At 74.0% G+C, this 17,809-nt stretch carries 20 protein-coding genes; 7 read left to right on the plus strand and 13 right to left on the minus strand.

The genetic code is table 11. The features are described 5' to 3' along the window. Nucleotides 1-14: 14 nt before the first annotated feature. Entirely contained in the window at nt 15-2,270 is a 2,256-nt protein-coding gene (locus tag ACH54P_RS48925; RefSeq protein WP_489910163.1) for a heavy metal translocating P-type ATPase, read from the plus strand. Nucleotides 2,271-2,375: 105 nt separating this feature from the next. Here the strand turns inward: ACH54P_RS48925 and ACH54P_RS48930 are convergent, their stop codons facing one another. The 3 genes from ACH54P_RS48930 to ACH54P_RS48940 form a co-directional block, all read right to left on the minus strand. After that, nucleotides 2,376-2,735 carry a DUF305 domain-containing protein gene (locus tag ACH54P_RS48930; protein WP_489910164.1) on the minus strand — a complete coding sequence of 120 codons (360 nt, stop codon included), beginning with the start codon at nt 2,733-2,735 and terminating at the stop codon, nt 2,376-2,378. A gap of 106 nt (nt 2,736-2,841) precedes the next feature. After that, the gene (locus ACH54P_RS48935) at nt 2,842-3,102 is read right to left on the minus strand and encodes a hypothetical protein (protein ID WP_489910165.1); all 261 of its coding nucleotides are present in this window, start codon (nt 3,100-3,102) and stop codon (nt 2,842-2,844) included. Between the two features lie 198 nt (nt 3,103-3,300). Further along, the gene (locus tag ACH54P_RS48940; protein WP_489910166.1) at nt 3,301-3,843 is read right to left on the minus strand and encodes a cysteine hydrolase family protein; all 543 of its coding nucleotides are present in this window, start codon (nt 3,841-3,843) and stop codon (nt 3,301-3,303) included. 102 nt (nt 3,844-3,945) lie between these two features. Here ACH54P_RS48940 and ACH54P_RS48945 point away from each other — a divergent pair, with 102 nt between their 5' ends. Together ACH54P_RS48945 and ACH54P_RS48950 are read left to right on the plus strand one after the other, a co-directional pair. Further along, entirely contained in the window at nt 3,946-4,305 is a 360-nt protein-coding gene (locus ACH54P_RS48945) for a hypothetical protein (RefSeq protein ID WP_489910167.1), read from the plus strand. 22 nt (nt 4,306-4,327) lie between these two features. Beyond that, on the plus strand, nt 4,328-4,771 hold the full coding sequence (locus ACH54P_RS48950; RefSeq protein WP_489910168.1) for a DUF4383 domain-containing protein: 444 nt from the start codon (nt 4,328-4,330) through the stop codon (nt 4,769-4,771). Nucleotides 4,772-4,773: 2 nt separating this feature from the next. On the opposite strand, the gene ACH54P_RS48955 is transcribed toward ACH54P_RS48950, so the two are convergent. Next, on the minus strand, nt 4,774-5,700 hold the full coding sequence (locus ACH54P_RS48955; RefSeq protein WP_489910169.1) for a LysR family transcriptional regulator: 927 nt from the start codon (nt 5,698-5,700) through the stop codon (nt 4,774-4,776). Nucleotides 5,701-5,820: 120 nt separating this feature from the next. Between ACH54P_RS48955 and ACH54P_RS48960 the strand changes: the two genes are divergently transcribed. From ACH54P_RS48960 to ACH54P_RS48970, 3 genes are all read left to right on the plus strand, one after another. Then, on the plus strand, nt 5,821-6,528 hold the full coding sequence (locus ACH54P_RS48960) for an SDR family NAD(P)-dependent oxidoreductase (RefSeq protein ID WP_489910170.1): 708 nt from the start codon (nt 5,821-5,823) through the stop codon (nt 6,526-6,528). Between the two features lie 5 nt (nt 6,529-6,533). Next, entirely contained in the window at nt 6,534-6,893 is a 360-nt protein-coding gene (locus ACH54P_RS48965) for a YybH family protein (protein ID WP_489910171.1), read from the plus strand. Between the two features lie 93 nt (nt 6,894-6,986). Further along, nucleotides 6,987-9,224 (plus strand): hypothetical protein, encoded by a 2,238-nt coding sequence (locus ACH54P_RS48970; protein WP_489910172.1) that lies wholly within the window; start codon nt 6,987-6,989, stop codon nt 9,222-9,224. Between the two features lie 2 nt (nt 9,225-9,226). Here ACH54P_RS48970 and ACH54P_RS48975 read toward each other — a convergent pair whose 3' ends face one another. Genes ACH54P_RS48975 through ACH54P_RS49005 form a run of 7 tightly spaced genes read right to left on the minus strand, consistent with a single transcriptional unit; the run spans nt 9,227 to nt 15,603 of the window. Beyond that, nucleotides 9,227-10,738, minus strand: a complete 1,512-nt coding sequence (locus tag ACH54P_RS48975; RefSeq protein WP_489910173.1) for an FAD-dependent oxidoreductase — start codon at nt 10,736-10,738, stop codon at nt 9,227-9,229. Next, entirely contained in the window at nt 10,735-11,442 is a 708-nt protein-coding gene (locus ACH54P_RS48980) for a class I SAM-dependent methyltransferase (protein WP_489910174.1), read from the minus strand. The genes ACH54P_RS48975 and ACH54P_RS48980 overlap by 4 nt, the downstream gene beginning before the upstream one ends. Beyond that, nucleotides 11,439-11,756: a lycopene cyclase domain-containing protein gene (locus tag ACH54P_RS48985; protein WP_489910175.1), complete on the minus strand. Its 318-nt coding sequence runs from the start codon at nt 11,754-11,756 to the stop codon at nt 11,439-11,441. The genes ACH54P_RS48980 and ACH54P_RS48985 overlap by 4 nt, the downstream gene beginning before the upstream one ends. Beyond that, nucleotides 11,756-12,109: a lycopene cyclase domain-containing protein gene (locus ACH54P_RS48990; RefSeq protein WP_489910176.1), complete on the minus strand. Its 354-nt coding sequence runs from the start codon at nt 12,107-12,109 to the stop codon at nt 11,756-11,758. Before ACH54P_RS48990 ends, ACH54P_RS48985 begins: the two co-directional genes overlap by 1 nt. A 1-nt stretch (nt 12,110) precedes the next feature. Beyond that, on the minus strand, nt 12,111-13,055 hold the full coding sequence (locus ACH54P_RS48995) for a phytoene/squalene synthase family protein (RefSeq protein WP_489910177.1): 945 nt from the start codon (nt 13,053-13,055) through the stop codon (nt 12,111-12,113). Next, on the minus strand, nt 13,052-14,524 hold the full coding sequence (gene crtI, locus ACH54P_RS49000) for a phytoene desaturase family protein (protein ID WP_489910178.1): 1,473 nt from the start codon (nt 14,522-14,524) through the stop codon (nt 13,052-13,054). Before crtI ends, ACH54P_RS48995 begins: the two co-directional genes overlap by 4 nt. Next, on the minus strand, nt 14,521-15,603 hold the full coding sequence (locus ACH54P_RS49005) for a polyprenyl synthetase family protein (protein ID WP_489910179.1): 1,083 nt from the start codon (nt 15,601-15,603) through the stop codon (nt 14,521-14,523). Before ACH54P_RS49005 ends, crtI begins: the two co-directional genes overlap by 4 nt. 176 nt (nt 15,604-15,779) lie before the next feature. Here ACH54P_RS49005 and ACH54P_RS49010 point away from each other — a divergent pair, with 176 nt between their 5' ends. After that, nucleotides 15,780-16,790, plus strand: a complete 1,011-nt coding sequence (locus ACH54P_RS49010) for a Rieske (2Fe-2S) protein (RefSeq protein ID WP_489910180.1) — start codon at nt 15,780-15,782, stop codon at nt 16,788-16,790. A 63-nt stretch (nt 16,791-16,853) separates the two neighbouring features. Here ACH54P_RS49010 and ACH54P_RS49015 read toward each other — a convergent pair whose 3' ends face one another. Beyond that, nucleotides 16,854-17,252 carry a nuclear transport factor 2-like protein gene (locus ACH54P_RS49015; RefSeq protein ID WP_489910181.1) on the minus strand — a complete coding sequence of 133 codons (399 nt, stop codon included), beginning with the start codon at nt 17,250-17,252 and terminating at the stop codon, nt 16,854-16,856. Next, nucleotides 17,249-17,776 (minus strand): MarR family winged helix-turn-helix transcriptional regulator, encoded by a 528-nt coding sequence (locus ACH54P_RS49020; protein WP_489910182.1) that lies wholly within the window; start codon nt 17,774-17,776, stop codon nt 17,249-17,251. The genes ACH54P_RS49015 and ACH54P_RS49020 overlap by 4 nt, the downstream gene beginning before the upstream one ends. Nucleotides 17,777-17,809 lie beyond the last annotated feature (33 nt).

Genomic DNA, 17,809 nt, shown 5'->3' on the forward strand with positions numbered 1-17,809 from the left:
GAACGGAGACGATCATGACCAGCACCACCGCCGCGACCGGCGGACCGGTGACCGAGATCGAACTCGCGATCGGCGGCATGACCTGCGCTTCGTGCGCCAACCGCGTCGAGCGCAAGCTGAACAAGCTCGACGGCGTCACCGCGTCGGTCAACTACGCCACGGAGAAGGCGCGGGTGCACGCGCCCGAGGGCGTCGACCCGGCCACGCTCGTCGCCCAGGTCGAGGCCGCGGGTTACCGCGCGACGCTGCCACAGCCGGAGAAGCCCGAGGAGAGCGCGCAGGACGACGACCCCACGCGCCCGCTGCGGCAGCGCCTGGTCACCGGCGCGGTGCTCGCGGTGCCGGTGATCCTGCTGGCCATGGTGCCCGCGCTGCAGTTCACGTACTGGCAGTGGATTTCGCTGACGCTGGCGGCGCCGGTCGTCACCTGGGGCGCCTGGCCGTTCCACCGGGCGGCGTGGACGAACCTGCGCCACGGCGCGGCCACGATGGACACATTGGTGTCGATGGGTGTGCTCGCGGCGTTCGCGTGGTCGCTGTGGGCGCTGCTGTTCGGCACGGCGGGCACGCCGGGCATGGTGCACCCGTTCGAGCTGACGATCGCGCCGTCCGACGGCGCGGGCAACATCTACCTCGAGGTCGCCGCCGGCGTCACGACGTTCATCCTCGCCGGCCGCTACTTCGAGGCGCGGTCCAAGCGCCGCGCCGGGGCCGCCCTGCGGGCCTTGCTGGAGCTGGGCGCCAAGGAGGTCGCGGTTCTGCGCGACGGCGCCGAGGTCCGCATCCCGACCGCCGACCTGGCCGTGGGGGACCGGTTCGTCGTGCGGCCGGGCGAGAAGATCGCCACCGACGGCGTGGTCGAGGACGGCCGGTCCGCGGTCGACGCCTCGATGCTCACCGGCGAATCCGTGCCGGTCGAGGTCGGCGAAGGCGACACCGTCACGGGCGCGACCGTCAACGCCGGCGGCCGGCTGGTCGTGCGGGCCACCCGCGTCGGCGGCGACACCCAGCTGGCGCAGATGGCCAAGCTGGTCGAGGACGCCCAGAGCGGCAAGGCCGAGGTCCAGCGCCTGGCCGACCGCGTCTCCGGGGTGTTCGTGCCGATCGTGATCGGGCTGGCGGTCGCCACGCTCGGGTTCTGGCTCGGCAGCGGCGTCGGCACGGCGGCCGCGTTCACCGCGGCGGTCGCGGTGCTGATCATCGCCTGCCCGTGCGCGCTCGGCCTGGCCACGCCGACGGCGCTGCTCGTCGGCACCGGCCGCGGCGCCCAGCTGGGGGTGCTGATCAAGGGACCGGAGGTCCTGGAGTCGACCCGCCGCGTCGACACGGTCGTGCTCGACAAGACCGGCACCGTGACCGCCGGGCGGATGACGCTCACCGGCGTGCACGTCGCCGACGGCGTCGACGAGGCCGAACTGCTGCGGCTGGCGGGTGCCCTGGAGGACGCGTCCGAGCACCCGATCGCCGCGGCGATCGCCCGGGGCGCCCGGGACCGGGTCGGCGACCTGCCCGCGGTCGAGGACTTCGCGAACGTGGAAGGACTCGGGGTGCGGGGCGTCGTCGACGGCCACGCGGTGCTGGCCGGGCGCACGGCGTTGCTGGCGGACTGGAGCCAGCCGCTGCCGGACGGGCTCGCGGCCGCGAAGTCGGCGGCGGAACAACGGGGCCACACCGCGGTGGCGGTGGCCTGGGACGGAGCGGCCCGCGGGGTGCTGCTGGTCGCCGACACGGTCAAGCCGACGTCGGCCGAGGCGGTCGCCCAGCTGCGCGAGCTGGGCCTGACCCCGGTGCTGCTGACCGGCGACCACACGGCCGTCGCGCGGGCGGTGGCGGCGGAGGTCGGCATCGACGAGGTGATCGCCGAGGTGCTGCCGGCCGACAAGCTCGACGTCGTGAAGCGGCTGCAGGACGAGGGCCGGGTCGTCGCGATGGTCGGCGACGGCGTGAACGACGCCCCGGCGCTGGCCCAGGCCGACCTCGGGCTGGCGATGGGCACGGGCACCGACGTCGCGATCGAGGCGAGCGACATCACCCTCGTGCGCGGCGACCTGCGCGCGGTGGCCGACGCGATCCGGCTGTCCCGCCGGACGCTCCGGACGATCAAGGGCAACCTGTTCTGGGCGTTCGCCTACAACCTGGCGGCCCTGCCGCTGGCCGCGGCGGGGTTGCTGAACCCGATGATCGCGGGCGCGGCGATGGCCTTCAGTTCGGTGTTCGTGGTGGGCAACAGCCTGCGGCTGCGGAGGTTCACTTCGCGCTCGGCCGGCTAGCCCGGTCCGGCCGTGGCCGGGCCACCTCCAGCTCGGTGGAGGTGGCCCGGCTCGCTCGCGGCCGGCGCGATCGCCGGGGCGGCAGGCCACCCCGGCGACCACGCCTCAGAGCAGGCCGCGCAGCTCGGTGATCTCCGCCTGCTGGGCGTCGACGATCTTCCGGGCGAGGGCCTTGGCGTCGGCGTCGGCCATCATGCCGGGCATCGGCTCGTGCGTCATGCCGGGCATGCCGGGCATGCCGCCCCAGGTGGCCAGCCGGTCCCGCAGCTGCCGGATCTCGGGCTCCTGGGCCTTTTCGATCCGGCTCGCGAGGTCGGCGACCTCCGGGTCGGTGCTGCGCGACGGGACGAGTTCCGCCATGTCGAGCGCCTGGCCGTGGTGGGGGATCATCTGCTGGGCGAACGTGACGTCGGCGGCGTTGTGGCCGTCGGCGGCCGGAGTGGCGCTGTGGTCCATCCCGGACATGGAGCCGTTGCCGCAACAGGCGCCGAGGAGCACGGCGGCGGCCAGGGCGCATGACGAATCCTTCTCTGTGGGCTGGTGATCGAAAACCGCGGTCGTGCCGGGTCGATCACGTGCGCAGGACACACAGAGAGCAGAGGATGCTTCGGCCGGTCCGGTCGGGCGGACGTCCCCGGCGCGGCGGGCCGCGGAGGTCTGCCGGGCGGGGGAAAGCGTGGCTGAGCCGGGAGAAACCCAGGGAGGCGGCCACGGCGAGCAGGAGCGCGCCGGCCGCGACCAGCACGGCCAGGCAGAGGTGCAGGATGTCGTGCGTCCCGCCCGGCAGCCCCGGATCGTGCTCGTTCTCGTGCCCGGGGGTGGCGGTGGGCATCGCGGGCGCCTGCGCCGCGGTGCTCCCGGTGGGCGGCGGGCATGCCGGAGGCGAGACCGACGTGGTGCATGGCGACGACGCCGGCGGCCAGCGCGCACAGCAGGATGATCTGCCGCACCTTGCCGAGCCGGGGTGCCGTCACGACCGTGCTGTGCCCTTCCTGACCGAGTTCGACGTCTCTCCCGCCCTGTGCCCGGATCACGCCCAGCCGGCGCACGAGGTGACCTCGAAGCCCCGGCCGGGGAAGACCTTGCGCACGAAGAACTCGTGCACGTCCGGGTCTTCGTCGGCGCAGCCGTCGGCGAGCACGGCGACCCGGTAGCCGCGATCGGCCGCGTCGTAACAGGTCGCGGCCACCATCGCGCTCGTGGCCACGCCGGCGACGGCCAGCGAGTCCACCCCGCGGGCCCGGAGCACGAGGTCGAGGTCCGTGCCGGCGAAGGCGCTCGCGCGGCGCTTGCGCACGACGACGTCCGCCGGCTCGACCGGCAGGGCCACCCGGATGCCCGGCGATCCCTCGTGGAAGACGTCGCCGGTTTCGAAGAAGGCGTCGAACAGCGGGTTGCCGGGGGGCAGGTCGGCGCGGTTGACGCGGAAGGCGGTGTGCACGAACACCACGAGCGCGCCGGCCGCGCGGGCCCGCGGCAGGAGTCCGGTCAACGGCGGGACGACCTGGCGGGTGAACGCGAAGCGTTCGGTGATGCCCTGCTGGAGGTCGCCGACGACGAGTGCGGTGGTCATGGACCCAGCTTTCCACCGACGGCATCCGCGCATCGGTTTGTCATCGTTTCGGCGGGGTAAACGGGGCCCACGCTGTCCCGTTCGATGCGAAGGAAGTGCCCGATGCCGGCGATGACCCGCGTCCTCGGAGCCGTGACGGCCGCCTACAGCGCCGCGATCATCGCCGCGCCCCGGGTGCTGGCCAAGCCGTGCGGCCTGACCACCCCGGACGGCGAGGTCACCGCCGGCGTCCGCACGCTCGTCGGCGGGATCGGCGCACGAGACGCGGCCATCGGGCTCGCGATGGTGTTCGCCCCGCCGGGGCGGCCGCTGCAGGTCGCGCTCGCGGCCCGGGTGGCCTCCGACGCCGCGGACGCCCTCGTGTTCGGCACCGGCCTGCCCGACCGGGCCGCGCGCAAGAAGGTCGCGGCGTTCGCCGCGGCGTGGGCCGCGCTGTGCGCGGCTTCCGCTTTCGTCCGCTGACTCACCCCGAAGGAACCCACCCATGACCAGTACCCGCGCCACGACCACCCGCCGCACGCCCGCCCAGCTCGCCGCCGCCGTCGTGGCGGTCGTCTTCCTGCTGGTCGGCATCGCCGGGTTCATCCCCGGCCTGACGACGGACTACGACCAGCTCACCTTCGCCGGACACGACTCGATGGCCATGCTGCTCGGCGTGTTCATGGTCTCGGTCCTGCACAACATCGTGCACCTGCTCTTCGGCATCGCCGGCCTCGCCCTGGCCCGAACCCCGGGCGGAGCGCGCAACTTCCTCATCGGCGGCGGCGCGGTCTACCTCGTGCTGTGGCTCTACGGCCTGGTCATCGACCACGGCTCGAGCGCGAACTTCGTCCCGGTCAACACGGCCGACAACTGGCTGCACCTCGGCCTGGGTATCGGGATGATCGTGCTCGGGGTCGTCACCGGCCGGGCTTCGGTGCGGGCCTGAGTTCAGGTCGCCGTCGTCCGCACGGAGGTGTGCGGGTCGTCGGCGGGCAGCCACGCGGCCGCGGCGTCGAGGCCGAGTGAGCCGACGTCGCGGCTGAGGGCGGCGATGGTGGCCCGCACCGGGGCGCGTGTCTCGTCCCGGCGGGCCACCAGCGACCACGTCCAGAACGGCGACGGGTCCACCACCGGCCGGTGCGCCAGGTCCGGGGGGATCGGCGTCGTCTGGCCCTTCGGCGAGTTGAGCACCGGGCGCCGCAGCCGTCGGACGTGGTCGAAGAACGCCGAGCCGGTGACGCCGCCGTCCTGGGTGCGCACCACCCGCGCTCCGGTCGTGCGGGCGAACTCCTCGGCGAAGACGTTCCAGGACGCCCAGCTGGCCGTGTCGGCGTCGACCAGGACGACGGTGTCCCGTGCCTTCACCTCGCCGGTGCCCGGGCCGATGGCGTAGAGCCGGTCCGCGCCGAGCAGGTGGGCCTCCAGGTCGTGTTCGGCCAGGTCGGCCGCGCGCACCCAGCAGATCGCCAGGTCGATGCTGCGGTCGGCGACCCGGCGCACCTGGGCGTGCGACGGCAGCACCCACGTGTCGACGTGCACCTGCGCCACCCCCGCCACGCGCTCGGCCAGGTCGGCGGGGCGCCAGTTGACGTAACCCAGCCGCACGGGTTCGCGCGCGGCGATCCCCGCCGCCGTCCGGCGCAGCTCGTCCGCCTGCTCGAGCAGCGCCTCGACCCGCGGCAGCAGGGCCTCGCCGCACGCGGTGAGCGTCACCGACCGGCGGTCCCGGTCGAAGAGGCGGACGCCGAGATCCCGTTCCAGCGCCTTGATCTGCTGCGACAGCGACGGGCCGGCGATGTGCAGCCGCTCCGCGGCACGGCCGAAGTTCAGCTCTGTGGCGACGGCCACGAAGTACCGAAGCTGGCGTAGCTCCATACCTGCAGCTTAGTGCGGTGGGAGATGCCACCTCCCACGTGAGAGCGAACCGGTCGTGGCGAAGGCCCGCGCCCCGGCACACCATCGGCTCAGGACGACGAACCAAGGAGGTCCACAATCATGAAGACCCAGAAGGTCGCGGTGGTCACCGGGGCATCGCAGGGCATCGGCGCGGCGCTGGTCGAGGCGTACCGCAAGCTCGGCTACGCCGTGGTCGCGAATTCGCGGTCCATCACCCCGTCGGGTGACGCCGGCATCCTGGCCGTCGCCGGCGACATCGCCGATCCGGCCGTCGGTGCCCGCGTGATCGAGCAGGCACTGGAGAAGTTCGGCCGCGTCGACACGCTGGTCAACAACGCCGGCGTCTTCGTCGCGAAGCCGTTCACCGACTACACGGCGGCCGACTTCGAGCTGGTCACCGGCGTCAACCTGCGCGGCTTCTTCGAGGTCACCCGGCGCGCCATCGCCGCGATGCTCGACGGCGAGGGCGGGCACGTCGTCAACGTCACGACCAGCCTGACCGACCACGCGAACAGCGCGGTCCCGGCGGCGCTGGCGGCGCTGACCAAGGGCGGCCTCAACTCCGCCACGAAGTCGCTGGCGATCGAGTACGCGACGCGCGGGGTCCGCGTGAACGCCGTGTCGCCCGGCATCATCCGCACCCCCATGCACCCGGAGGAAACCCACGCCGCGCTGGCGAGCCTGCACCCGGTCGGCCACATCGGCGACCCGAGCGACATCGTCGACGCGGTCCTGTACCTGGAAGGCGCCCCGTTCGTCACCGGCGAGATCCTGCACGTCGACGGCGGCCAGAGCGCGGGGCACTGACCGTCATGAGCACCGAACGGGAAATCCTCACGGCCGTGCTGGACGAATGGAAGTCCGCCGTCGACGCCCACGACCCGGACCGCGTCGCGAAGTCCTTCACCGAGGACGCGATCTTCCAGGGCCTGCACCCGTACAGCGTCGGCCGCGACGGCGTGGCGGAGTACTACGCCGCCCAGCCGCCGGGCCTGACGGCGAAGTACGAAATCGCCGAGACCCGGCGCCTGGCCGACGACGTGGTGCTGGGCTACGCGAGCGTGGAGTTCACCTTCACCGACCGGCCGGCGATCCCGGTCCACCTGAGCGTGGTCCTCCACCGCGACGGCGACGCGTGGCTCATCGGGCACTACCAGGTCTCGCGGCTCTGAAGGGAGGCCGCGAACGCCGTGGCGGCCCGAGGGTAACGCCACCGCGGCCCCGAACGACTGACTTGCGGTCAGGCGCGACAATCGGGAGCCGGTGTGGTGAAACGAATCCGTGTCGCTGCGGCACCGCGCCGGCTGATCGGTTTGGCCGGCTTCGCCGCCGTGCTCGTGGCCGGGACGACCTGGTTGCTGGCCGGCGGCACCCGCGGTGCCGAGATCGCCAACGTGATCGCCCTTCCGGTGGGACTGGTCGGTCTGCTCTTCAGCGGGATCGCGGCACTGCCAGCCAAGACCCGCCCCGCCTCCGTGTCCGACGACCTCGAAAAGCTCGCCGGCGTCGTGCTGCGGCAGTGGGAGATCGAAGCTTCGCGGAGGTCTCTGGCGGATCCGGCACCGATCCCGGTGCACTGGCGGGTCTCCCGTCGGCGCCGCAGCGTCAGCGCTCTGCCCGACACCGACCGCGCCGCAGCGGAGGCGAAGGTGTTTTCCGCCGACGAGGTGGAGGATCTGGCCGACGAACTCCGCCGCCGCCGGGGGCTCGTGGTGCTGGGCGGCGGCGGGGCCGGGAAGACGACGTTGGCCGTGCTCCTGCTCGATCGGATGCTGCGGGCGCGGTCCGAAGGCGAGGCGATCCCGATGCTTCTCTCGGCCACAAGCTGGGAAAGGGACTCCGGGAGCTCGGGACGTCCGGCGCTGGCTCCCCTCGAGAAGTGGCTTCGCCGGCAGTTGGCGCGGCTGCCGGTCGAAGATCCCGTCGCGGTCGCCGACGGTAACGTCCTGCCGATCATCGACGGCCTCGACGAACTGCCGGAGCAGGCTCGGTCGGCGGCCATGGATCGCCTCAACGAGGCCGGCGGGAAGTTCCGGTTCGTCGTCACCTGCCGGACGGATGAGTACGTGGCGGCGGTCGAAGCGAACGGCAGGCCGTTGACCGGTGCCATGGTGATCGAACCGGATCCGGTCACGGGCGCGAGTGCGGCGGACTACCTGGCGCGTTGCCTGGCCGACAACCCCGGTCCCCGCTGGCGGGAGTTCCTCCGGGTGCTCCGGGACGAAGATCTTCGTCCCGGTCGTGGGGCTGCGCTCGCGAAGGTCGCGTCGACCGCGCTCGGCCTGTGGCTGCTGCGGGTCACCTATGTCGGCCGGGCGGCCCTGGGCGGCCCGGACCAGGACGTGGTTCACCTGCTCGATCGGCGCGAATTCCCGTCTGAGGACGCGCTTCGCAGTCATCTGCTGGACCAGCTGGTTCCGGCGGTCCTCGCGTCGAACGGGACGGTGCCGCGGCACCGGCTGTTCGGTCGGCGGACCCAGTGGTCGCCTGCCTGCGTCCGACGCCGGCTGAGCTTCGTGGCCGGATACCTGGAATTCGAGAAGAACAAAGGGCTCACCCATGAGGAACAGTGGAACGCGGCCCGGCGGGTGGGCGCGGGTGGTGTCGATTTCGCTTGGTGGCGGTTGGTCGGCTACGTGGCGTTCGATCGGACGACGGATCGATGGTGGAAGTGCGGGTCGGTCGGGGCGGGAATCCTGGTCGCGACCTCAGCGGGATTCGCGGCGGCTTGTTCGGTGGGGATCCCCCTGGGGGTCGCGGTGGGGCTGCTGTGTGCGCCCGTGGCCGTGACTTGCACGTGGATGGCCCTGTCGGATTGCCGGGACGCCTTGCCCGACGCCGCCGATCCGCGGTTGATGCCGCCGGTGGACACGGGGATCTCGGGCGGGGGCGTCCACCTCGGCGGGACCGGCTTCAGGGACGAGTTGCTCGAATTGCTGGCGCAGGCCGCGTTCGCTGTCCTGCTCTTCCTCCCCGGAGTACTGCTGCAGGCGGTGGCCGGGACGTGGTGGCCCCCGGCGGTCCTGACGGCGCACGAGGGTTTCGCGGTGCTCGGCGTGATCGCCGCCGTGGCCTTCTTCGCCGGCTGTTCCCTCCGCGCGGTGTCGGGAGCGGCTGACGTGGCTCCCCGGCCGCGGATCACGACGCCCGTCGCGAGTCACCGGTCGGAGATCGTCCTCATGGTGCTCCGGATGGTCCTCGGGGGTGCTCCCCTCGCGGCCGGGCTCGCGATCCTCTGCGGGATTTCCGGTATCCGGGCGGCGATCGCGGGACTGGCCGCCGGCTGCGTGACCGGCGCTTGGGTCGGAGTGTTGCGCAGCAGGGCCCTGCTCGGCTTCTGGCTGACGGCGTGGCAACTGCGCCGCGGAAGGATCCTGCCGTTCCGGTTGGTGAAGTTCCTCGATCGCCTGCACCGCTTCGGCTTGCTGCGGTCCGTCGGTCCCTTCTACCAATTCCGTCACCGGGACATCCAGCAGTACCTGGCGCCGGAGGTCCTCCGCTGAGCTCAGGCCTGCCGGAGCCGATCGCGAGAGCCCGCCCCGAGGCGAGCGAGGAAAGGAAGCCGGCCGTGGTTGGGCACCGAGCGCAGCGGGTGCCCGGCCACGCCCCAGCCGCCCAGCAGCGCGTTGGCCGCGTCCCAGCCCGTCGTCGCCGCGCGTTCCATCAACGCCACCGGGAGGTCGACGCGGATCGCGTCGCCCGCCAGGACGAGGCCCGGTTCCGGGGTGACGACCGGCGGCCGGTGCGCGAAGCCGCCCACCGGGAACAGCGGGCAGTCCTGCCGCACCAACGTGATTTCGCCCAGCACGCGGGCGTCGGCGGTCTCGGGGTAGAGCTCGTGCAGGCGCTTGTCGAGGCCGGCGCCGTCGGACGCGTACGCGTGCAGCTCGACGACCGAGCCACCGGTGCGCGAGGCCCAGCGGCGGGCCTCGCCTTCGTAACGGTCGAGGACGCTGATGTTGTCCAGCGGCGGAAGGCCGCCGGTGCCGAGGAACGCCGGCCGGCTCGCGTCGACGGGACGGTCGAGCCACAACCGGCGGACCACGAACGGCGGCGCCGTGCGCAGGCCGTCGATCGCGCTGCGCCACGCCGCCGTGCCCAGCCCGGGGGACGCGGCGACGATCCTCCGCAGGCCCGGGACGTCGCAGGCGAGGACGACGGCGTCGAAGCGCTCGCCGTCGACCCGGAACCCGCCGCCGTCCCGGTGGACCTCGGTCACCGCGGTCCCGCCGCGGATGTCGGTGCGCCGCCCGGCGAGGTGGTCGGCGAGCGGGTCCCACAGCGCCTGCGGGAACGGCTCGGCGGGCACGTCGAAGAGCAGGCCCTCGGCGGAGCCGAGGAAGTACAGGTGGAACATCGTGGCGAGTTCGGCGGCCGAAAGCTCGCCCGGGTCGGCGAAGAAGCTGCGGGAGAACACTTCGAACGCGAGGTGCCGCGCGGCGGCGGGGAAGTTGATCGCGCTCAGGAACGTCGCCGCGTCGAGGTGGTCGAGCTGGTCGTAGACGCGCGGCACGCTGACGGTCGCCAGCGGCAGGGCCCGCCGTCCGTCGAGGCGCAGGAGGTCCCGCGCGCTGAACGTCGGGCTGCGCAGGGCGAACGCGAGCGCGTTCCACGGCGGTGTCCGCGGCAGCCCGGCGAACGTGTCGGTGCGGCCGAGCGGGTCGATCAGGGGGTAGTCGGGGACCGCGGTGAGCCGGTCCAGGCCAGGGTCGGTGCGGGCGAGCAGCGCCCGCAGGTTGTAGTACTGGCGGAAGAACGCGTGGAAGCCGCGGCTCATGGTCACCGCGGTGCCGTCGGGGAGCCGGTCGGGCCAGCCGCCGGCGCGGCCGCCCAGGTGGGCTTCGCGCTCGAACAGCGTGACCTCGACGCCGCGCTCGGCGAGCCCGGTCGCCGCGGTCAGCCCGGCGATCCCGCCACCGACGACGGCGGCGCGCGGGCGGCGGCCGAGCAGCCCGGCGTCGGGCAGCCCGCCCGGGGCGGGGTGGGTCTCCATGCGGCGGTCGCGTCCCGCGATCATGCCGCGGTGCCCAGGACCGTGTGGACGATCCCGCGCTGCCAGCCCGGCATCGTGCCGGTGCGGACGTCGGTGAAGCCGGCGCGGGTGAGCCGCGCGGAGAGCTCGCCGACGCCGTCGAAGGCGAGGACGCTGCGGCGCAGGTGCCGGTAGAGCGTGGCGTCGCCGGTGGCGAGCTTGCCCGCCGGGATGACGATCGCGCCGCACACCGCGTTCCACACCCAGCGGGCGCGGCGCGAGTCGCGCACCGAGTACTCGTGCACGGCGAGGTGCCCGCCGGGGCGCAGCAGCGCCCGCAACGCGCGCAGCGCGGCATCGGGGTCGGCGAGGTTGCGCAGCAGGTACGCGGCGAAGATCGCGTCGAACGGCCCGCGCACGCCGGCCAGCTCCTCGACCGGGGTGTGCACGAACTCCACCGTGTCCGGCCACGGCTTCCGGCGGGCCTGGGCGAGCATCCCGGCGGACGCGTCGATCGCGGTGACGCGCGCGTCCGGGGCGACGGCGAGCAGCGCGGCCGTCGACGCGCCGGTGCCGCACCCGGCGTCGAGGATCCGCCGCCCGACGTGACCCGGCCGGATGAGCCGCCGCGCGGAGATGCGGAGGTGGCGGTGGTAGCCCGGGTTGGCGCCGACGAGCCGGTCGTAGGCCTCGGCGCCGGTGTCGAACGCGGCGGGCACCGCGGCACGGGGCAGGCCATGGTCTTTCACGCACTGTCCTTTCGCGACTTCCCGCGCTCCCACAGCAGCAGGACGGCGGTGACGAGGGCGTAGCCGAACAGGAAGTCCTCCACGGGGATGTCCCACGGGAACCGCCAGCCGGTGATGCCCGCGGGGGCGTACCGGACGATCGGGGCCGACAGCTTGGTCAGCCAGCCGTCCACCGGCACCTGGAAGGCCACCACGATCGCCATCGTGACCCAGTAGGCCGGCCGCCGGAACAGCCCGGTGCGGAAGCCGAACAGCTCCGCCGCGACGACCGCGAGGACGGCGGCGACGGCGGGAACCGTGTAACCCCAGGGCATCAGCGACGCACCCGCCGGTCGAGCCGGGGCCGGACCAGCCGCCGCAGCAGCCGTCCGGTCACGCCGACCGCTTCGTAGGTCAGCACCCCGCAGGTCGGGACCACGGCGAAGAAGAGGACTTCCTCGAGCGGGATCCCGAAGGGGATGCGCAGCCCGGTGACGAAGGCCGGGTCGAAGTCCCAGACGCCGGCGGCGATGGCCAGGGCGTCCCAGACGAGGAACACCACGGCGACCGGCAGCACGGCGCGCGCCAGCCGGCGCGGCCGGCGGTACACCCGGGCGCCGGCCAGCTCGAGCGGCAGCGTCACCACGACGCAGGCGCCGAGCACGAGGAGGTACTCCGCGCGGCCCACGTCAGGTCACCGCCGGGTGGCGGCGCCGGGCCCACTGCGCCCGGACGAGGGCGTCGCACGCGGCGACCAGCCGCCGGTGCCGGGGCACGCGGGCGCGGCCGGCGAAGACGTCGTAACCGGCGGCTTCGATGCGGTCGAGGATGCCGCCGTAGAGCACGAACGCCGTTTCGACGCAGGGCCGCGACGCCGGGTGCAGCATGGCGAGGCCCGGCCGGGCCTCGGCGTAGACCCGGCGGGTGCGGGCGACCTGGTCGGCGAGCGCCCGGCGCACGGGCGGGTCGATCCGCCGGGCGCGGGCGCACCAGCCGAGCCGGTCGCGGTCGACCCCGGCGGCGGCGAGCTCGTCGGCCGGGAGGTAGACGCGGCCGCGGTCCAGGTCCTCGGCGACGTCCCGCAGGAAGTTGGTCAGCTGGAAGGCCTTGCCGAGCGCGGCGGCCCGCGGCGCCGCCTCGTCGCGCGGGACGACGGTGCCGAGCACGGGCAGCACCTGCAGCCCGATGACTTCGGCGGAGCCGTGCACGTACTCGTCGAGCGCGGCGCGGGTCGGGTAGCCGGTGACGGTGAGGTCCATCCGCATCGAGGTGAAGAACGCGCGGAAGTGCGGCTCCGGGATGGCGTACCGGGTCACGGTGTCGATCACGGCGGCGCGCAGCGGATCGTCGCTGTACCCGGCGGCGAGTTCGTCGAGGAATCGGTCCTCGACGTCGCGCAGCTGGGCGGCGAGCGACTCCGGGGTGGCCCCGGGTTCGGGTTCGTCGACGAGGTCGTCCAGCCGCCGGGCGAACCCGTAGAGCGCGTGGATCGCGGGCCGCTGGGCGGGGGAGAGCATGCGGGTGGCGAGGAAGTAGGTCCGGCCGTGCCGGGCGTTGAGCTCGCGGCAGCTCCGGTAGGCCCGGCGGAGCTCGGGCCGGGTGATGCCGGCGGCGTCGAGTTCGCGGCGGGTCATCGGGCTCCTTCCCCGGTGATCCGGTCGGCGGCGAGCCGCCCGGACAGCAGCACCGTGGGGACGCCGACGCCGGGGACGGTCCCGCCGCCGGCCAGGACGACGTTCTCCGTGCCGGGCGGGAGGTTCCGGGGCCGGAACGGTCCGGTTTGGACGAACGAGTGCGCGTAGCTGAACGGCGTGCCCGCGACCATGCCCTGCCGGGCCCAGTCGGCCGGGCTGAGGACGTGCCACGCCTCCGGCTCGAAGCCCGGCAGCAGGTCGGCGCGGACCCGGTCGAGGATCTCCTTGGCGTACGGCTCCGCTTCGTGGTCCCAGTCCCGCGGTCCGCGCTCGAGGTTGGGCACCGGCGCCAGGACGGAGAACAGCTGCCGCCCGGCCGGGGCCAGCCCGGGGTCGGTCGCCGTCGGGCGGGTGATCAGCAGGGACGGGTCGCTCATCAGGCTTCCGTCGGTGATCAGCTCGCGGAAGGTCGACGCCCAGCCGTGGCCGAACGCGATCGTGTGGTGCCCCACCGGCCAGGAGCCCGGCCCGCCGGCGTGCAGCACCAGCGCCGACGGCGCCGGGCGCAACCGGACCGGGCGGCGCGGGGCCCGGCCGAGCAGGCGGTAGCTCTCGTGCGGTTCCGTGGTCAGGACCACGGCGTCGCAGGCGATGCGTTCGTCGCCGCACCCGACGGCCGTCACCCGCGCGCCCCGGCGTTCGAGGGCCGTCACCGCCGCGCCGAACCGGAACTCGACCCCGGCTTCCGCCGCGACGCGGGCCAGCGCCCGGGGCACGGCGGCCATCCCGCCCTCGGGGAAGTACACGCCGCCGACGGTGTCCATGTAGGAAATGACCGCGTACAGCGCGAGCGCGCGCATCGGCGACTCGCCGGCGTACAGCGCCTGGAAGGTGAAGACCCGCTTGAGCCGTTCGTCGCGCAGGAACGTGCCGATCTTCCGGTCCAGGCGCCGGAACCCGCCGAGCGCGGCCAGCCGGGCGAGGTCGCGCGAAACCAGGCCGAGGGGGGAGTCGGTGTTGCTGCCGACGAACCGGTCGAACTCCGCCGTGTACAACCGCGTCAGCCACGCACGGAGCCGGCGGTAACCGGCCGCCTCGTCCGGGCCGGCGAAGTCGCGGACCGCGTCGGTCATGCGGTCGGCGCCGGTGTGCACCGGCAGGACCGAGCCGTCGGCGAAGCGCGCGGTGTAGGCGGGATCGAGCCGCGTCAGCCGCAGCCGGGACGTCATTTCGGCGCCCGCCGCGGCGAACGTGTCCGCGAGGATCGACGGCATGGTCAGGACCGTCGGCCCGGTGTCGAGGTGGTAGCCGTCCCGCGTGACGCGGCCCGTCCGGCCGCCCGGGCCGGGGTCGCGCTCCACGACGGTGACCTGCCGGCCCCGGCCGGCCAGGTGCAGCGCCGCGGACAGGCCGGCCAGCCCCGCCCCGACGACCACGACCCGGTCCGTGCGCCCGCCGACCGTCCTCATCGGACCCGCTCGGTGCACCGGCTCGCGAGGACCGTGAGCGCGGAGGCGGGCTGTGGCGGCAGGTCCACCAGGTCGATCGCCTCGAGCGCGCGGCGGACGCGGTCGTCGATGAGCTTCTCCAGCTGGTCGCGCGCGCCGGTCGCGGTGATCAGGTCCCGGCCGCGCCGGACGGCGCCGTCGCCGACGACGTCGAGCGCGAGCAGCCCGGTGAGCTCGGCGCGCTGCCGGTGGTCGGCCAGTTCCGCGGCGAGCACGACCACGCTGGACGCCTTGCGCTCGCGCAGGTCGTCGCCCGCGGGCTTCCCGGTGACCGCCGGGTCGCCGAACACCCCCAGCAGGTCGTCGCGGAACTGGAACGCCTCGCCGAGCAGCCCGCCGTACGTGCCGAGCGCGGCGACGACGTCCTCCGCGCAGCCGGACAGCGCCGCGCCGAACTCGAGCGGACGGCGGACGGTGTAGTTGCCGGACTTGCGGCGGATCACGTCGAGGACGTCGGCCCACTCCGGCAGGGCGCGGGCGTCGTTCACCAGGTCGCCGAGCTGGCCGACGGCCAGTTCGGACCGCAGCAGGTCGAAGACCGCCCGGCCGCGGGCGAGGGCGGCGGCGTCGAGGCCGCTGTCGTGCAGCAGCTGCTCGGACCAGACGAGGAACAGGTCGCCCATCAGCACCGCGGCCGACTCGCCGAACCGCTCCGCCGACCCGCTGAGCCCCTGGCTCTCGTGCCAGCGCGCGAAGCGGACGTGCAACGCCGGACGGCCGCGCCGCCGCGCCGAGCCGTCCATCACGTCGTCCTGGGCCAGTGCGAAGCAGTGCAGCAGTTCGAGACTGGCGGCGGCGCGCAGGGCCGCGGCGTTCTCGGGACCGCCGCAGCGCCAGCCGGTGTAGGCGAACAGCGGGCGCAGGAACTTCCCGCCGGTGACGAACTCCGGGAGCGCGGCCGCGGCCGGCGTGTCCGCCGCGCGCCCGGTGAAGTGCTCCCGGACGCGCTCGGAGACGAAGGCGTGGACGTCCGTCCCGCACCGGCGGCGCACCGCGTCGAGCCACCCTTCCGCGCCGACGGCCGTGGGACTCACGGTCATCCGGGCTCCTCTCGCCGTCTCGCGATGCACAATCGATGCGCGAACTCGGCGAGCGTCACGCGCGCACCGGATCTCTTCGCTGGTACCCGAGCTTGCCGGCCCTAAACGTGATTCGCCTGTCGGGGACGAACTTCCGTGGCGTTGCGGAGCCGATGCGGATCGGCCACGATGGGCCGATGAGCGTCAGCCGGCGGATCGCCGGGCGGTGGCCGCGGCGATGGCCCGTCCAGCCGTTCCGCGAACCCTCGTGGGCGAAGCAGGAACCGACCTACGGCGCGTGCGCGCCGGCGGTGATCGAGGCGGCGGGCAAGCGCGCGTCCGCCCGGCCGTCCGGCAACTGGTTCGTCGTCGCGGCGAGCCGGTCGGTCCGTGCCGACCGGCCGTTCGGTGTCACCGTGGGCGGCACCGAACTCGTCGCGTGGCGCGGGCCCGACGGCGAGGCCCGGATCGGACCCGGTGCCTGTCCGCACCTGGGCGCGCCGCTGGCCGACGCGCGGATCGACCGCGGCGCGCTGGTCTGCCGGTGGCACGGCCTGCGGCTCGGCGGGGCCCGCCGGGGAACCTGGTCGCCGGTGCCCGCGCACGACGACGGCGTGCTCGTCTGGGCGCGCCTCGACCGCCTCGGCGGAGAGCCGCCTGCCGAGCGCCCGGTGGTGCCGGCGCGGCCCACGGGCGGGGCCGCCATCGACGCCGTCGCGACGCTGACCGGGACGTGCGAGCCCGAGGACATCGTGGCCAACCGGCTCGACCCCTGGCACGGCGCGTGGTTCCACCCGTACTCGTTCAGCCGGCTGCGGGTGCTCGAGGCGCCGCAGGGCATCGACGTCCCGGACGAGGAGGACCGGTTCCTCGTCGAAGTCACCTTCCGGCTCGCCGGGCGCTGGGGCGTGCCGGTGCTCGCGGAGTTCACCTGCCCGGAGCCGCGCACGGTGGTGATGCGCATCGTCGAGGGCGAAGGGGCGGGCAGCGTCGTCGAGACGCACGCGACCCCGCTCGGCCCGGGCCCGGACGGCAGGCCGCGAACGGCGGTCATCGAGGCGACGATCGCGGCGTCCGAGCGGCGCGGGTTCGCCGTGGCGGCGAAGCTGGCCCCGGGGATCCGCCCGCTGATGCGCCACACGGCGGCCCGCCTGTGGCGTGACGACCTGGCCTACGCCGAACGCCGTTACGCCCTTCGCGCCCGCTGAAGGCGTTTGCCGCTCGCACCCCCGGGTACACCGGTCCCGGCGGTGCCCGCCCGGTGTTCGAGCTCAGCCCGTGGTCTCCGCAACCCGGGCACCCGGGCGGGTCACCGCCGCCATGATCGGGTGCCACCGGGTCGCGTCGAAGATCAGGGTGATCGCCTCGATCTTCCCGTCGCGGAGCCGGAAGTGCTCGGCCGTGCGCTGGGTGCCGACCGGGGTGGCCGTGTGCACGTCGTAGACCAGCGTCGCCTCCGAGTCGCCGTAGAGCTCGCTGATCATGTCCACCCCGCTGACCACTCCGACGAACGCGGCGAGCCCGTCGAGGTGGCCGCGGGCGTCGGCGGAGCTGATCAGCGGGCTCTGGAAGGCGAACGTGTCCGCCAGCTGCCCGGCCGCGGCCGGCACGTCGCCGGCGAAGCGGGCCCGGTGGTAGGCCTGGACGGTCTCGCGGGTCTGTCTCGTCATCGTTGCTCCAGGTGGCGGGTGAGGTGCTGCTGGTTTTCCGCGAGCCGCAGGCAGAGGTGCCGCAGCTGCGTCGTCTCGGCGGCGGTGAAACCGCGGAAGAGCGCGGCCATCGCCTGCTGCGACGGCCGCCGGAACTCGTCGAGCCACGTCCGGCCGTCCGGGGTGATCCGGACCAGCACGGCCCGCCGGTCCCGCGGGTCGGGGACCCGCGCCGCGAGCCCGGCGCGTTCCAGGGTGTCGACCAGGCCGGTCACGTTCCGGGAGCTCACCCCGGCGGCCGTGGCGAGGTCCTTGACGTTCGCTTCGCCGGTGCTGAGCCGGATCAGCAGGTCGAGGGCGCCGGGGCTGAGGCCGCGGCTGTCCGTTCCCCGTGACCGCAGCTGATCGAGGCTGCGCGCGGCCGTGCGGACGGCCGCGGCGGCTTCGAGCACACCGGTGTCCTCCCCGAGGGTGAACGCGGCCAGGGCGCTGCGGACGTCGGGGGAGTAGAGCAGGCCGTCCGGGTCGGATGCGAAGTCGTTCATAGTGAAGTACTACATTAGTACGTGCTTCCGTAT

The organism is Amycolatopsis sp. N2S4-7 (assembly GCF_058119595.1).

Excerpts from the sequence above, each read along its gene's own strand:
- ACH54P_RS48950 (WP_489910168.1), top strand. The coding sequence starts at position 4,328 with ATGACCAGTACCCGCGCCACGACCACCCGCCGCACGCCCGCCCAGCTC.
- ACH54P_RS48930 (WP_489910164.1), bottom strand. The coding sequence starts at position 2,735 with ATGTCCGGGATGGACCACAGCGCCACTCCGGCCGCCGACGGCCACAAC.
- ACH54P_RS48975 (WP_489910173.1), bottom strand. The coding sequence starts at position 10,738 with ATGATCGCGGGACGCGACCGCCGCATGGAGACCCACCCCGCCCCGGGC.
- ACH54P_RS48960 (WP_489910170.1), top strand. The coding sequence starts at position 5,821 with ATGAAGACCCAGAAGGTCGCGGTGGTCACCGGGGCATCGCAGGGCATC.
- ACH54P_RS48935 (WP_489910165.1), bottom strand. The coding sequence starts at position 3,102 with ATGCCCACCGCCACCCCCGGGCACGAGAACGAGCACGATCCGGGGCTG.
- ACH54P_RS48995 (WP_489910177.1), bottom strand. The coding sequence starts at position 13,055 with ATGACCCGCCGCGAACTCGACGCCGCCGGCATCACCCGGCCCGAGCTC.
- ACH54P_RS48955 (WP_489910169.1), bottom strand. The coding sequence starts at position 5,700 with ATGGAGCTACGCCAGCTTCGGTACTTCGTGGCCGTCGCCACAGAGCTG.
- ACH54P_RS48985 (WP_489910175.1), bottom strand. The coding sequence starts at position 11,756 with ATGCCCTGGGGTTACACGGTTCCCGCCGTCGCCGCCGTCCTCGCGGTC.
- ACH54P_RS49010 (WP_489910180.1), top strand. The coding sequence starts at position 15,780 with ATGAGCGTCAGCCGGCGGATCGCCGGGCGGTGGCCGCGGCGATGGCCC.
- ACH54P_RS49005 (WP_489910179.1), bottom strand. The coding sequence starts at position 15,603 with ATGACCGTGAGTCCCACGGCCGTCGGCGCGGAAGGGTGGCTCGACGCG.
- ACH54P_RS48925 (WP_489910163.1), top strand. The coding sequence starts at position 15 with ATGACCAGCACCACCGCCGCGACCGGCGGACCGGTGACCGAGATCGAA.
- ACH54P_RS49015 (WP_489910181.1), bottom strand. The coding sequence starts at position 17,252 with ATGACGAGACAGACCCGCGAGACCGTCCAGGCCTACCACCGGGCCCGC.
- ACH54P_RS49020 (WP_489910182.1), bottom strand. The coding sequence starts at position 17,776 with ATGAACGACTTCGCATCCGACCCGGACGGCCTGCTCTACTCCCCCGAC.
- crtI (WP_489910178.1), bottom strand. The coding sequence starts at position 14,524 with ATGAGGACGGTCGGCGGGCGCACGGACCGGGTCGTGGTCGTCGGGGCG.
- ACH54P_RS48945 (WP_489910167.1), top strand. The coding sequence starts at position 3,946 with ATGCCGGCGATGACCCGCGTCCTCGGAGCCGTGACGGCCGCCTACAGC.
- ACH54P_RS48940 (WP_489910166.1), bottom strand. The coding sequence starts at position 3,843 with ATGACCACCGCACTCGTCGTCGGCGACCTCCAGCAGGGCATCACCGAA.
- ACH54P_RS48965 (WP_489910171.1), top strand. The coding sequence starts at position 6,534 with ATGAGCACCGAACGGGAAATCCTCACGGCCGTGCTGGACGAATGGAAG.